Origin of the sequence: Streptomyces fulvoviolaceus (assembly GCF_000718165.1) — a bacterium.
Lineage (GTDB): Bacteria > Actinomycetota > Actinomycetes > Streptomycetales > Streptomycetaceae > Streptomyces > Streptomyces fulvoviolaceus.
On record NZ_JOEY01000027.1, the window covers coordinates 125,024 to 137,776 of the forward strand.

Below are 12,753 nucleotides of genomic sequence, written 5' to 3' on the forward strand. Positions count from 1 at the left end.
CCGGCCGGCCGCACGTCTGCTACTGGGTGACCGTGAAGTTCCGCAGGATCGCCCCCGTCAGCTCCGGGTCCCCCTCCGCCTTCACCCGGTCCGCCACCGACTCCAACGTCACCCGGCCGCAGGCCAGGCGGACGTAGGTCTCCCAGTCGAGGGTGAGGGTCGCGGCCGGGCCCAGTGCGGGGGCCGTCTCGAGGGTGCCGCGGCCCTGGATGTCGACGCGGATCGTGCGCAGGAACTCGACGGGACCGTGGACGTCGAAGACGACCGCGGAGCTGCGCGGGGCGTCGGACTTGGTGGCCACTATGTCGGGGAGCGCGGCGAGCAGCACGTCACGGGCGACGTACGCGCCGGGGGAGTCGAGGTTGCCGGGCCGGCCGAGCGCGGCGCGCAGGTCCTGTTCGTGCACCCACACGTTGAACGCGTGGCTGCGCACGGCCTCTTCGAGGGTGAGCTCGGTGCCGAGCGGGCCGCGCACCTTGGTGCCGGGGTCCCGGGACTCGTTCCGCAGCTGGCGGTTGCGGCGGATGACGACGTACTCCAGCTCGGACGTCATCTCGGGCGCCGTGTGGTGGCGGCGGACGTCGACCTGCATCTCCATGTACCGCTGGTGGTCGTTGGTGACGTGGTACAGGTCCCGCGGAAGCGTGTGGATGGGGCGCGGGTCGCCGAGCATCTCGCAGTCCAGGCCGATGACATGCGACACGATGTCCCGGACCGACCAGCCGTAGCACGGGGTGCGCCGGTTCCACTCTCCTTCCACAAGGGGCTGCACCAGCTCGGATATCGCTTCGATGGAGTGGGTCCAGGCGTCGGCGTAGGGCTGGAGGGTGGGATGCAGACTCACGGAAACGGGACCCCTCGGCGGTCGGAGCACGGGCTGATGATGGCGGCGTTGCCAATGGAGGCGGTGGCTGTCGGCGGGTGTCTTGGAACGCTAAGTTACGCTGCTGTGAGGCACCCCGGCAGTGCTTTCGTGTGACGATCGTAGGCCCGTGTGGACGGCTCGAATGCCAGGACGGTGGTAGTGTGCGCGCCTCTCTGATCCAGATCGCCGTGGACGAGGGCGAATCGGTCGCCTCGCGGCGCCTGCGAGTGGCCTCGCTGGTACGCGACCAGGCCGGTGCCGACCTCGTCGTACTGCCCGAACTGTGGACCACCGGGGCCTTCGCCTTCGAGGAGTTCGGGCGCGAGGCCGAGCCGCTCGAAGGGCCGACCTACGAGGTCATGGCGAAGGCTGCGAGCGACGCGGGCGTGTGGCTGCACGCGGGTTCGATTCCAGAGCGCACCCCCGAGGGCACGCTCTACAACACGTCTCTCGTCTTCTCCCCCTCCGGCGACCTGGCCGCCTCCTACCGCAAGATCCACCGTTTCGGCTTCGACAAGGGCGAGGCCGTGCTGATGGGCAGGGGCGAGGAGCTGGTGACGGTCCGTCTGCCGGACACGACCGTCGGTGTCGCGACCTGCTACGACCTCCGTTTCCCCGAGCTGTTCCGCGGTCTCGTCGACGCGGGCGCCGAGACCCTGGTGATTCCGGCGGGCTGGCCGGAGCGCCGCCGGGCGCACTGGACGCTGCTGGCCCAGGCGCGGGCGGTCGAGAACCAGGCGTTCGTCCTTGCGTGTGGAACGGCCGGGACGCACGCGGGAGTTCCGCAGGCCGGTCACTCGATCGTGGTCGATCCGTGGGGCGAGGTGCTGGCGGAGGCCGGGGCCGGCGAGGAGATCCTCACGGTGGAGTTCGACCCCGGGAAGGTGGCGACGACCCGGGAACAGTTCCCGGCGCTGAAGGACAGGGTCCTGTAACCCTCCGGGCTCAGTCGTCCTCCCGCTCCTTGTCCGCCAGGTGGATCACGCACACCGCCACCGCGATCAGCAGCGCCGGATCCGCGTCCTCCCGTACGACATCGACGCCGTACGTCTCCCGGACGTGGAGCCACCGCCGGGAGACGACCGCGAGCAGTTCGCCGTCGTACTCGACCGCGAACTCCCGGTCGAGGATCTTGCCGCTGACGTCCAGTTCGGTGCTGCCGTCCGCCAGGGAGACCCGGTAGTGGTTGCGCAGCAGCGACAGCCTTTTGCGGCGGATCGTGGCCAGCGGCTCGCCGTCCCGTTCGATCACCATCGTGTCCCGCAGGGCGAACATCTTCTGCCGGATGTCGATCAGGACCCGCCCGCGGGTGTCCTTCAGCTCGAAGGTGTCCCTCAGGCGCATCGCCTTGCCGTCGACGAGGAACACCTTGGTGCCGTGGTCGTCCTCGATCCAGTAGTCGTCACCGAGGCCGAGGAGCCGGTCGCGTACGAGGAATCTCATGTCGTACGGCTTCCCCGGCGGGCGGGGCGGAACGCAACCACTAGGCCGACGGGATGGTCGTCCCACGCAGGAGACCGATCGGGCGGGCGCACTTCCCCGTGGTCGTGGCCGCCCTGCTCGCGGGCGGGACCGGGTGTGCCGACGCGGAAGACTGCGCCGGGGCGGGTGTGATGTCCGACGTCGGTCCCGACGCCGCGCCGGTCCGTTTCCGCGGCACCCGCGACGGTGCCACCGTCCCGTTCGCTGCGACAGCACCCGCGACGGTGCCACCATCCCGTTCGCTCCGACAGCACCCGCGTCAGTGCCACCATCCCCTTCGCTCCGACAGGTCAGGTCCGCGGCCCGAAACGCCGCCGGTACTCCGACGGGCTGAGCCCCGTCTCGCGCCGCACGCGCGCGCGTAGGTTCGCGGCCGTCCCCAGGCCGCTCCGGGCGGCCACCACGTCCAGCCGTTCCTCCCCGCGCTCGATGAGCCGGCACGCCAGCGTCACCCGCTCCCCCGTGAGCCACGCCAGCGGTGTCGTTCCCAGCTGTGCGCGGAAGCGCCGGTGGAGCGTGGCGAGGGAGACGGCCGCGCGGGCCGCCAGGGCCGCCACCGTCAGCGACTCCCCCAGCCGCTCCCGCGCCCACGCGAGCAGCGGCGCCAGCGACTCGTCGGGCACGTCCGGCACCGGCCGTTCCACGAACTGGCGTTGCCCGCCGTCCCGGTGGGCGGCGAAGACCAGCCTCCGGGACACGGCGTTGGCGATCTCGGCACCGTGGTCGCGACGCCACATGTGCAGGCCGAGGTCGAGCGCGGCGGCGCTGCCGGCGGCGGTGAGGATGTCGCCGTCGTCGACGAACAGCACGTCCGGTTCGAGCAGGACCTTCGGATGCAGTTCGCGGAACGCGTCGGCCCACAACCAGTGCGTCGTGGCCCGCCGCCCGTCCAGCAGTCCGGCCTCGGCGAGCGCGAAGCTGCCGGTGCACAGGCTCATGACGCGGGCGCCACGCGCGTGCGTGCGTCGGATCGCGTCGAGTACGGCGGCCCCGCGCGGTACGACGTTGTCCGGGCGGCCCGGTACGACGAGGGTGTCGGCCTCGTCCACGGCCTCGAGTCCGGGCACGCCGGTCAGGGTGAAGAAGCCGTGGTTCATCCGGATCCCGGGGACCGGCGTGCACAGCGACACCTCGTACAACGGCCCCGGCAGCCCCAGTTCGGGCCGCGGCAGCCCGAACAGCTCGGTGGCGACACCGACCTCGAAGGGGTTCGTGCCCTCGTCGACGATCACCGCGACCCGGTGCGGACGTTCGTTCGGGTGAGAGGAATCTTGCGGCATGTGCGATTTCTAGCACTCGTGCGCGAGCCGGGCCACGGCCGACGATGACGGACATGAGCGAACCCATCTCCCTCCCCACCGCCCTCGCCTCCTTCACCGACCGCTGGAGCCCCCGCATCGTCACCGCCGTCAACGACTACGACGTACGCGTCGCCAAGGTCGAGGGCGAGCACGTCTGGCACGTCCACGACCACACCGACGAGTTCTTCCTCGTCCTGGCCGGCGAACTCCACATCTCCCTGCGGGAGAAGGAGGGCGAACGCACGGTCGTCCTCCCCAAGGACTCCCTCTTCACGGTCCCCCGCGGCACCGAACACAAGCCGTACGCCCCCGTCCCGACCGAGATCCTCGTCATCGAACCCACGGGCACCCTCACGGTCGGCGACCGGCACGACGACGTCCCCGACCACGTGGACGCGACCACCGGGCACGCGCTGAGGTGACTGTCAGTGCCGGGTGGCACTCTTGATCCATGAGCGATTCCGCGCCGCGCAGAGTCCGTGTCCGCGCCCCCGAGCTGGTCGGCAAGGGCGGCTGGCTGAATACGGGAGGTCGGCAGTACACCCTCGCCGACCTGCGGGGACGCATCGTGGTCCTGGATTTCTGGACCTTCTGCTGCATCAACTGCCTGCATGTCCTCGACGAACTCCGCGAGCTGGAGGCCAAGCACGCCGACACCGTCGTCGTCATCGGCGTGCACTCGCCGAAGTTCGTGCACGAGGCCGAGCACGCGGCCGTGGTGGACGCGGTCGAGCGGTACGGCGTCGAGCATCCCGTGCTGGACGACCCGGAGCTCGCGACCTGGAAGCAGTACGCGGTGCGGGCGTGGCCGACGCTCGTCGTCGTCGACCCCGAGGGGTACGTCGTGGCGCAGCATGCCGGTGAGGGGCATGTGCACGCGATCGAGCGCCTGGTGACGGAGCTGGAGGCCGAGCACGCGGCGAAGGGCACACTGCGGCGCGGCGACGGGCCGTATGTGGCGCCGGAGCCCGAGCCGACGGTGCTGCGCTTCCCCGGCAAGGCGATCCTGCTGCCCTCCGGGAACTTCCTGGTCAGTGACACGACCCGGCATCAGCTGGTGGAGCTCGCGGGGGACGGGGAGAGCGTCGTACGGCGGATCGGGGCCGGTGTCCGCGGGTTCGCCGACGGTACGGCGGACAGCGCCACCTTCAACGAGCCGCAGGGGCTCACCCTTGTCGAAGAAGACGCCGTCGTCGTCGCCGACACCGTCAACCACGCCCTGCGACGGCTGGACCTGGACACCGGTGAGGTCACCACCCTCGCCGGCACCGGGCGCCAGTGGATGCAGGGCGACCCCACGGCGGGCCCCGGTCGGGAGGTCGACCTTTCCTCCCCGTGGGACGTGGCCGCCTGGGACGGCAAAGTCTGGATCGCCATGGCCGGTGTGCATCAGCTGTGGGCGTACGACCCGGTTGAAGGGACCGTCGCCGTCACCGCCGGGACCACCAACGAAGGGCTCGTCGACGGGCCCGGCGCCGAGGCCTGGTTCGCCCAGCCCTCCGGGCTCGCGGCGACCCCGGAAAGGCTGTGGCTCGCCGACTCCGAGACGAGTGCCCTGCGCTGGGTGGACCTCGACGGCACCGTCCACACCGCCGTCGGCACCGGCCTCTTCGACTTCGGGCACCGCGACGGTGCCGCCGGACAGGCCCTGCTCCAGCACCCGTTGGGCGTCACCGCGCTCCCCGACGGCTCAGTCGCGGTGAGCGACACGTACAACCACGCACTGCGCCGCTACGACCCGGCGACCGGCGAGGTCACCACCCTGGCGACGGACCTTCGCGAACCCAGCGACGCGGTGCTCGTCGGCGACGACATCGTGGTCGTGGAGTCGGCCCGGCACCGGCTGACCCGGCTGCGGCTGCCGGAGGAGGCCGTGCAGGTGGCCTCGGTGGCGCACCGCACCCGGCGCGCGGCCACCGAAGTCGCGCCGGGCTCACTCCGGTTGGACGTGATCTTCCAGGCGCCGGCCGGCCAGAAGCTGGACACCCGGTACGGCCCCTCGGCCCGCCTTCTGGTCTCCTCGACCCCGCCCGAGCTGCTGACCAAGGGCGAGGGTGCGGGAACCGAGCTCTCCCGCACCCTCCAACTCGACCCCTCCGTCACGGAAGGAGTCCTGCACGTCTCGGCGATGGCGGCCTCGTGTGACGACGACCCAGCCAACGAGTACCCCGCCTGCCACGTCCACCAGCAGGACTGGGGCGTGCCCGTCCACCTCACCGAGGGCGGCGTGGACCGCCTGCCTCTCGTCCTCGCGGGGATGGACGATCAGACGCCGTAACCGTCGCTGTAGCCGTCCCGGCGCCCGTGCTGCCGCTCGCCCTCGATGACTGTCGGCGCCGCGGACGGCACCACCAGGCGCCGGCGCCGCGCGATGCTGCTGAACGTCGTCACACCGATCAGCCCGACGATCATCAGGATGACGCCGACCAGGTCGAGGTTGACCCCCTTCATCTCCCAGTCGGTCGCGAAGGTGAGGATGGCTCCCGCGGCGATGAGGATGATGCATCCACCAAGGCCCATGAGTGTCGCCTCCCTGTCCGGTCCGGTCGTTCCGGCCCGCACCCCGGGTACCCGGGGCGGCAACTCCCATGCGGAGACAAGGATTTCCAGGGCAGGCCCTAGCCCTCCAGGAACGCCACCAGCGCGTTCGCCAGCAGATGCGGGTCGTCCGCGCCGCACAGCTCGCGCGCGCTGTGCATCGACAGGATCGCCACGCCGATGTCGACGGTCTTGATGCCGTGGCGGGCCGCGGTGATCGGGCCGATCGTGGTGCCGCACGGCATGGAGTTGTTGGAGACGAAGGACTGGAAGGGGACGGCGGCCCGCTCGCACGCGGCGGCGAAGACCGCGCGGCCCGAACCGTCCGTGGCGTAGCGGTTGTTGACGTTGACCTTGAGGATGGGGCCGCCGTTGACGCGCGGGTGGTGCGTCGGGTCGTGCCGCTCCGCGTAGTTGGGGTGGACCGCGTGGCCCGTGTCGGAGGACAGACAGACGGTGCCCGCGAAGGCCCTCGCCCGGTCCTCGTACGACCCTCCGCGCGCGAACACCGAGCGCTCCAGCACGCTCCCGAGCAGCGGCCCGTCCGCGCCGGTGTCCGACTGCGAGCCGTTCTCCTCGTGGTCGAAGGCGGCGAGCACCGGGATGTACGGCAGGTCCGGGCGGGCCACCGCGGTCAGGGCGGCGACACCGGCGTGCACGGACAGCAGGTTGTCCATGCGCGGGCCGGCGACGAGCTCCTTGTCGCGGCCCAGGTAGGCGGGCGCCTCCACGGAGTGCGTCATCAGGTCCCAGCCGGTGACCTCGCCCGCGCCGAGCCCGGTCTCCTCCTCCAGGAAGGCGATCAGGTCGCCGTCGCGGACATCGTTGCCCAGACCCCAGATGGGCTGCAGATGCCGCTGCTTGTCGAGCTTGAGCCCCTCCGCCGACACCGAACGGTCCAGGTGGATCGCGAGCTGGGGCACCCGCAGCAGCGGCCGGTCCACGTTCACCAGCCGGGTCGAGCCGTCCCGCAGGGTCAGCCGGCCCGCCAGCCCCAGGTCACGGTCGAGCCAGGAGTTGAGCAGCGGTCCGCCGTAGATCTCCACGGCGACCTGGCGCCAGCCGTGCGCCCCGGTGTCCGGCAGCGGCTTGACCCGCAGGTTCGGGGAGTCGGTGTGCGCGCCGACGATGCGGTACGGCGTGTGCGGCTCGGCGCCCTCCGGGACGTACCAGGCGATGATCGCGCCGCCGCGCAGCACGTACCTGCCGCCGGTCGTCCCGTCCCAGGCCTCCGTCTCGGCGACCTGCCTGAATCCGGCCTTCTCCAGCCGCTCGGCGGCGTTCGCCACGGCGTGGTACGGCGAGGGGCTCGCCGTCAGGAAGGACATGAGGTCGTCGGTGTGGCCGCGGTCGAAGCGGGAGGGTGCGCTCATGGGGTTCACCTTAACGACGTACGAAGGCCCGCTCCCGGCGATGGGAGCGGGCCTTCGTAAGGACGGTGTGGAGAGGTCGGTGGGGCTGACCGGATGTGTCCCAGAACGCGGTCTGATGCGCCTCGGACAGCGGTCTGACGCGTCCTAGAACGCCGCCTCGTCCAGCTCCATCAGGTCCAGCTCGACGCCCTCGGCGACCTTGCGGGCCAGGGTCAGGCCGGGCAGGACGTTGGCCGCGAAGAACTTCGCCGCCGCGATCTTGCCGGTGTAGAACGCCTTGTCCTTCGCGGAGGCCGTCTCCAGCTTCTCGGCGGCGACCGCGGCACCCTTGAGGAGCAGGTAGCCGACGACGACGTCACCGGAGGCCATCAGCAGGCGGGTGGTGTTGAGGCCCACCTTGTAGATGTTCTTGACGTCCTGCTCGGTGGCCGCGAGGTCGGTCAGCATCAGGCCGACGATGGCCTCCAGCTCGACGGCCGCCTTGGCCAGGTGCTCGCGGGCGCCCGCCAGGTCCTCGCCGCCGGTGCCCAGCGCCAGGAACTTCTTGATGTCCTCGGCGAGGGAGTTGAGGGCCGCGCCCTGGTTGCGGACGATCTTCCGGAAGAAGAAGTCCTGGCCCTGGATCGCGGTGGTGCCCTCGTACAGGGTGTCGATCTTGGCGTCGCGGATGTACTGCTCGATCGGGTACTCCTGCAGGAAGCCGGAGCCGCCGAAGGTCTGCAGCGACTGGGCGAGCTGCTCGTAGCCCTTCTCGGAGCCGTAGCCCTTCACGATCGGCAGGAGCAGGTCGTTCATGGCCTCCAGCGCGGAGAAGTCCTCGCCGGCCGCCTCCTTGACCTGGATCTCGTCCTGGATCGACGCGGTGTGCAGGACGAGGGCGCGCATGCCCTCGGCGTACGCCTTCTGCGTGATCAGCGAGCGGCGGACGTCCGGGTGGTGCGTGATGGTGACCTTGGGCGCGGTCTTGTCGCCGAAGGCCGCGAGGTCGGAGCCCTGGACGCGCTCCTTGGCGTACTCGAGGGCGTTGAGGTAGCCGGTCGACAGCGTCGAGATGGCCTTCGTGCCGACCATCATCCGGGCGAACTCGATGATGCGGAACATCTGGCGGATGCCGTCGTGCTTGTCGCCGATCAGCCAGCCCTTGGCGGGGTGCTGGTCGCCGAAGGTCATCTCGCAGGTGTTGGACGCCTTGAGGCCCATCTTGTGCTCGACGTTCGTCGCGTAGGCGCCGTTGCGCTCGCCCAGCTCACCGGTCTCGAAGTCGAAGAGGTACTTCGGGACGAGGAAGAGGGACAGGCCCTTGGTGCCGGGGCCGTGGCCCTCGGGGCGGGCGAGGACGTAGTGGAGGATGTTCTCCTCCATGTCGTGCTCACCGGACGTGATGAAGCGCTTCACGCCCTCGATGTGCCAGGAGCCGTCCTCCTGCTGGACCGCCTTGGTGCGGCCGGCGCCGACGTCCGAGCCCGCGTCGGGCTCGGTGAGCACCATGGTCGAGCCCCAGGTCCGCTCCACGGCGATCTGGGCGATCTTCTTCTGTACGTCGTTGCCCTCGTCGAAGAGGATGCCGGCGAACGCCGGGCCGGAGGCGTACATCCACACGGCCGGGTTGGCGCCGAGCAGCAGCTCCGCGTACGCCCAGATCAGGGAGCGCGGGGAGGTGGTGCCGCCGATCTCCTCGGGGAGGCCGAGGCGCCAGTACTCCGAGTCCATGAAGGCCTTGTAGCTCTTCTTGAAGGACGCGGGCACGGGCGCGGTGTTCGTCTCCGGGTCGAAGACCGGCGGGTTGCGGTCGGCGTCCGCGAAGGACTCGGCCAGCTCGTTCTCCGCGAGCCGGGTCAGCTCCTCGAGGATGCTCTTCGCGGTCTCGACGTCCATCTCCTCGAACGGGCCGGTGCCGTACAGCTTGTCGCGCCCGAGTACTTCGAAGAGGTTGAACTCGATGTCGCGGAGATTGGACTTGTAGTGCCCCATGGCGACGGCTCCGTAGAGAGATCGGCGAGGCACTTGGTTCCTCGCGCTAGTTCACATACCAACAAGTAGCTACGATGATGCTACCCGCCAGTAATAAGACGCAAGCCCGATCCGGCCATCTGTGACAGGACACACCGACACGTCACACCGGAACCGTCAGCGTGGCGGTGTAGCCCGCGTCGACACTCCCCTTCATCGTCGCCAGCTGCTGGTCGTAGCCGTCGCTGAAGATGTTGTCCGTCTCCAGGGAGAGCTGCCCGAGGTTCGTCACGCTCTGGCTGTAACCGTCCGTCGCGTACACCGTGTCGCAGACGTCCTTGGGGAAGGCCAGCTGCGAGGTGTTCGTGATGGAGGTGGCCGCGGTGGCGTCCTCCAGGCTGCCGTAGACCTCGAAGTGGATGTGCGGCCAGCGGCCCGTGTAGCAGGCCGGGAAGATGCTGGTGAAGGTGACCTGGCCCTTGTCGTCGGTCTCCTGGACACCCCGCAGGTAGTTCTCCTCGGTGACGCCCTCCGAGTACAGGGAGTAGTTGCCGTCCCGGTCGCAGTGCCAGAGGTAGACGGCCGCGCCCTTCTTCGGGGTTCCGCAGCCGGAGGCCGCGTCCACGACCGTGAGCGTGACGGTCAGCGGGATGCCCTCGGCGGTGCCGCCCGCGGAGTCGCCGAAGCTCTTCGTGATGTCACTGCGGACGACGCCGCTCTCCTTGAGGACGTTCACGCCGTTCGAGCCGTCGCCGGGGTAGGGGCCGGCGGTCTCGTTGGGGATGGTGGCGCACTCCGTGGAGCTGCCGGTGGAGGAGCTGCCGGTGGAGGAGCTGCCTGCGGACGAGGAGCTCTCGGAGGCCGCGGCGGCGCTGTCACTGTCCTCGGCGGAACAGCCGACCAGCGGCACCAGGCTCGCCCCGGCGAGCAGCCGGATCATCCTGCGGCGGGCGAGGACGGGAAGGTCGTAGGACAGACCCCTGTCGTGCTCGTGCATCTCGTCGTTGTCGTGGTGGTGGTGCCCGCTCATGGCCCGTCCCCTTGCTTTCGCTTTGCCGTTCCGTGGCATTTCTTTGATGCGGCGGACGCTATGGCCACCCACTGTGCGAAACCAGAGCGGTACCTGTGAACTCCCCGTGGAACATCTGAGCCGACGTACCGCCTCACTCGTACCCCTCCTCTCGGTACTCTTGCGCCCATGTATGGATACGGCCAGCCCATGGACGGTGGCGCCGCACAGCAGGGCTACGTCCCGCCGCAGCAGCCCATGTCCGGCGGCTACGGCCAGCAGCCACCGCTCTACCCCGAGCCGTCCCCGCCCTCGGTCGCGGACGCGGTGCGGGCCTTCACCACCGGGCAGATGTCCGCGGAGGACTTCCAGCAGGTCTTCGCGACCTCGAAGGTCTACTGCCCGCGCGGCGACAACCCCGGCTTCCTCGCCCTGCACAACACCCAGCAGCCGGTGATCCCGATGTTCACCTCGCTCAAGGAGCTGCGCCGGTACGCGGGCAAGGAGTCCAAGTACTTCGTCATCACCGGCGCCGAGGTGATCGACCTGCTCCCGACCGGCTACGGCTTCGTCCTCGACATGGAGGGCGAGCACCGCATGGTCTTCGACGCCAAGGCCGTGGAGCAGATGGTCGAGTTCGCGATGCGGCGGATGTACGGCGGTTAGCCCGCAGACAGCTGGTGCGGGGGAACCGAGAGCCCGGAGGGAATGCCCTCCGGGCTTTTGCCGTTGAGGGTGGCAGAAAGTTCAATGCTCAACTAAACTGGACGCACCAAGGAGGTACCGACATGCCTGCAGTGACCGTCGAGAACCCGCTGACGCTTCCCCGTGTGGCGGCCCCGGCCGACGCCGTGGCCCGTCCCGTACTCGCCGTCACGACCGCGCCGAGCGGTTTCGAGGGTGAGGGCTTCCCGGTGCGCCGTGCGTTCGCCGGGATCAACTACCGGCATCTGGATCCGTTCATCATGATGGATCAGATGGGCGAGGTGGACTACGGTGCCGGGGAACCGAAAGGCACCCCCTGGCATCCGCACCGGGGCTTCGAGACCGTCACGTACATCATCGACGGGATCTTCGACCACCAGGACAGCCAGGGTGGCGGCGGCACCATCACCAACGGCGACACTCAGTGGATGACGGCCGGCAGCGGCCTGCTCCACATCGAGGCCCCGCCGGAGTCCCTCGTCATGTCCGGAGGCCTCTTCCACGGTCTCCAGCTGTGGGTGAACCTCCCGGCCAAGGACAAGATGATGGCCCCGCGCTACCAGGACATCCGCGGCGGCAACGTCCAGCTGCTCAGCACCCCCGACGGCGGCGCGCTGCTCCGTGTCATCGCCGGTGAGCTGGACGGCCACGAGGGTCCCGGTGTCACGCACACCCCGATCACCATGATCCACGCGACGCTGGCGCCGGGAGCGGAGATCACGCTGCCGTGGCGCGAGGACTTCAACGGGCTCGCGTACGTGCTGGCGGGGCGGGGCGCGGTGGGCGGGGAGCGCCGTCCGATCCACCTCGGCCAGACCGCCGTCTTCGGTGCGGGTTCCTCGCTGACGGTCCGCGCGGACGAGAAGCAGGACTCGCATACGCCCGACCTGGAGGTCGTACTCCTGGGCGGGCAGCCGATCCGTGAGCCGATGGCCCACTACGGTCCCTTCGTGATGAACACCCGTGAGGAACTCCAGCAGGCGTTCGACGATTTCCAGAAGGGGCGGCTGGGGACGGTGCCTGCGGTGCACGGGATGTCGGAGGGTGGCCTCTAGGCCTCGTGAGGGCCGTCACCGTACGACAGTGCTTGAAGCCGCAACTTGGTTTTGCGGCTTCGGGCCTGTCTGGCTTCGGTGCTACTGGGTTACGGCAGCACGTAGAGCAGACGGCGATCTCCTCCACGCCGTAGTCGGCGCCACCGTGCAGCAGTGCCGGCGCCGGGTGCGCGGCCACCGTGTGGATGTCCTCCGTGAAGTTGGTTGTGTCGGCAACGTTCCGCAGTGTGGATCCGACGTGCGTGCAGCCCAGGTTCTTGCACACATCGACAGCTGGGAACCAGTACGTTCCGTCCGGCATGGTCAGCCTCCGTACGCGGGCGCCTGTCGCCGCACATACGAAGTCACTGATCTCGACCGGAAACCCAGGCAGGCGAAAGGGCAACTCGCGTTCGCATTAAGGGTGTTCATCCGAAGGCTTGCCAGAAGCGTCGATTCTGCACACAGGCCCCCTCTTTCGGAGCTCCCCAGCGCG

At 69.6% G+C, this 12,753-nt stretch carries 12 protein-coding genes; 5 read left to right on the forward strand and 7 right to left on the reverse strand.

The window, feature by feature from the left end:
- Positions 1 to 19 precede the first annotated feature (19 nt).
- A complete protein-coding gene (locus tag IG08_RS0128335; protein ID WP_030608313.1) occupies positions 20 to 844 on the reverse strand; it encodes a maleylpyruvate isomerase family mycothiol-dependent enzyme in 825 nt (274 codons plus the stop codon).
- Between the two features lie 182 nt (positions 845 to 1,026).
- Between IG08_RS0128335 and IG08_RS0128340 the strand changes: the two genes are divergently transcribed.
- Positions 1,027 to 1,800 (forward strand): carbon-nitrogen family hydrolase, encoded by a 774-nt coding sequence (locus IG08_RS0128340; RefSeq protein ID WP_030608316.1) that lies wholly within the window; start codon positions 1,027 to 1,029, stop codon positions 1,798 to 1,800.
- Between the two features lie 10 nt (positions 1,801 to 1,810).
- On the opposite strand, the gene IG08_RS0128345 is transcribed toward IG08_RS0128340, so the two are convergent.
- Both IG08_RS0128345 and IG08_RS0128350 read right to left on the reverse strand, forming a co-directional pair.
- Positions 1,811 to 2,308, reverse strand: coding sequence for an LURP-one-related/scramblase family protein (locus IG08_RS0128345; RefSeq protein ID WP_030608317.1), 498 nt, complete (start codon positions 2,306 to 2,308; stop codon positions 1,811 to 1,813).
- Between the two features lie 329 nt (positions 2,309 to 2,637).
- Positions 2,638 to 3,627: a helix-turn-helix domain-containing protein gene (locus tag IG08_RS0128350; RefSeq protein WP_030608321.1), complete on the reverse strand. Its 990-nt coding sequence runs from the start codon at positions 3,625 to 3,627 to the stop codon at positions 2,638 to 2,640.
- 53 nt (positions 3,628 to 3,680) lie between these two features.
- On the opposite strand from IG08_RS0128350, the gene IG08_RS0128355 reads away from it, so the two are divergent.
- Positions 3,681 to 4,070, forward strand: a complete 390-nt coding sequence (locus IG08_RS0128355) for a cupin domain-containing protein (RefSeq protein WP_106981037.1) — start codon at positions 3,681 to 3,683, stop codon at positions 4,068 to 4,070.
- 29 nt (positions 4,071 to 4,099) lie between these two features.
- On the forward strand, positions 4,100 to 5,926 hold the full coding sequence (locus IG08_RS0128360; RefSeq protein WP_030608327.1) for an NHL domain-containing thioredoxin family protein: 1,827 nt from the start codon (positions 4,100 to 4,102) through the stop codon (positions 5,924 to 5,926).
- Here IG08_RS0128360 and IG08_RS0128365 read toward each other — a convergent pair.
- The 4 genes from IG08_RS0128365 to IG08_RS0128380 all read right to left on the reverse strand — a co-directional run bounded on the left by IG08_RS0128365 (position 5,914) and on the right by IG08_RS0128380 (position 10,539).
- Positions 5,914 to 6,168 carry a DUF6458 family protein gene (locus tag IG08_RS0128365; protein WP_030608331.1) on the reverse strand — a complete coding sequence of 85 codons (255 nt, stop codon included), beginning with the start codon at positions 6,166 to 6,168 and terminating at the stop codon, positions 5,914 to 5,916. The genes IG08_RS0128360 and IG08_RS0128365 overlap by 13 nt on opposite strands.
- Positions 6,169 to 6,266: 98 nt before the next feature.
- The gene (locus IG08_RS0128370) at positions 6,267 to 7,559 is read right to left on the reverse strand and encodes a M18 family aminopeptidase (RefSeq protein ID WP_030608334.1); all 1,293 of its coding nucleotides are present in this window, start codon (positions 7,557 to 7,559) and stop codon (positions 6,267 to 6,269) included.
- Between the two features lie 144 nt (positions 7,560 to 7,703).
- Positions 7,704 to 9,530 (reverse strand): acyl-CoA dehydrogenase, encoded by a 1,827-nt coding sequence (locus IG08_RS0128375; RefSeq protein ID WP_030608337.1) that lies wholly within the window; start codon positions 9,528 to 9,530, stop codon positions 7,704 to 7,706.
- Between the two features lie 142 nt (positions 9,531 to 9,672).
- Positions 9,673 to 10,539, reverse strand: coding sequence for an intradiol ring-cleavage dioxygenase (locus tag IG08_RS0128380; protein WP_030608339.1), 867 nt, complete (start codon positions 10,537 to 10,539; stop codon positions 9,673 to 9,675).
- A 168-nt stretch (positions 10,540 to 10,707) separates the two neighbouring features.
- On the opposite strand from IG08_RS0128380, the gene IG08_RS0128385 reads away from it, so the two are divergent.
- Complete coding sequence (locus IG08_RS0128385; protein WP_030608342.1) at positions 10,708 to 11,184, forward strand: SseB family protein; 477 nt, start codon at positions 10,708 to 10,710, stop codon at positions 11,182 to 11,184.
- Positions 11,185 to 11,306: 122 nt separating this feature from the next.
- A complete protein-coding gene (locus IG08_RS0128390; RefSeq protein ID WP_030608346.1) occupies positions 11,307 to 12,278 on the forward strand; it encodes a pirin family protein in 972 nt (323 codons plus the stop codon).
- Positions 12,279 to 12,753 lie beyond the last annotated feature (475 nt).

Excerpts from the sequence above, each read along its gene's own strand:
- IG08_RS0128345 (WP_030608317.1), bottom strand. The coding sequence starts at position 2,308 with ATGAGATTCCTCGTACGCGACCGGCTCCTCGGCCTCGGTGACGACTAC.
- IG08_RS0128350 (WP_030608321.1), bottom strand. The coding sequence starts at position 3,627 with ATGCCGCAAGATTCCTCTCACCCGAACGAACGTCCGCACCGGGTCGCG.
- IG08_RS0128355 (WP_106981037.1), top strand. The coding sequence starts at position 3,681 with ATGAGCGAACCCATCTCCCTCCCCACCGCCCTCGCCTCCTTCACCGAC.
- IG08_RS0128360 (WP_030608327.1), top strand. The coding sequence starts at position 4,100 with ATGAGCGATTCCGCGCCGCGCAGAGTCCGTGTCCGCGCCCCCGAGCTG.
- IG08_RS0128365 (WP_030608331.1), bottom strand. The coding sequence starts at position 6,168 with ATGGGCCTTGGTGGATGCATCATCCTCATCGCCGCGGGAGCCATCCTC.
- IG08_RS0128370 (WP_030608334.1), bottom strand. The coding sequence starts at position 7,559 with ATGAGCGCACCCTCCCGCTTCGACCGCGGCCACACCGACGACCTCATG.
- IG08_RS0128375 (WP_030608337.1), bottom strand. The coding sequence starts at position 9,530 with ATGGGGCACTACAAGTCCAATCTCCGCGACATCGAGTTCAACCTCTTC.
- IG08_RS0128380 (WP_030608339.1), bottom strand. The coding sequence starts at position 10,539 with ATGAGCGGGCACCACCACCACGACAACGACGAGATGCACGAGCACGAC.
- IG08_RS0128385 (WP_030608342.1), top strand. The coding sequence starts at position 10,708 with ATGTATGGATACGGCCAGCCCATGGACGGTGGCGCCGCACAGCAGGGC.
- IG08_RS0128390 (WP_030608346.1), top strand. The coding sequence starts at position 11,307 with ATGCCTGCAGTGACCGTCGAGAACCCGCTGACGCTTCCCCGTGTGGCG.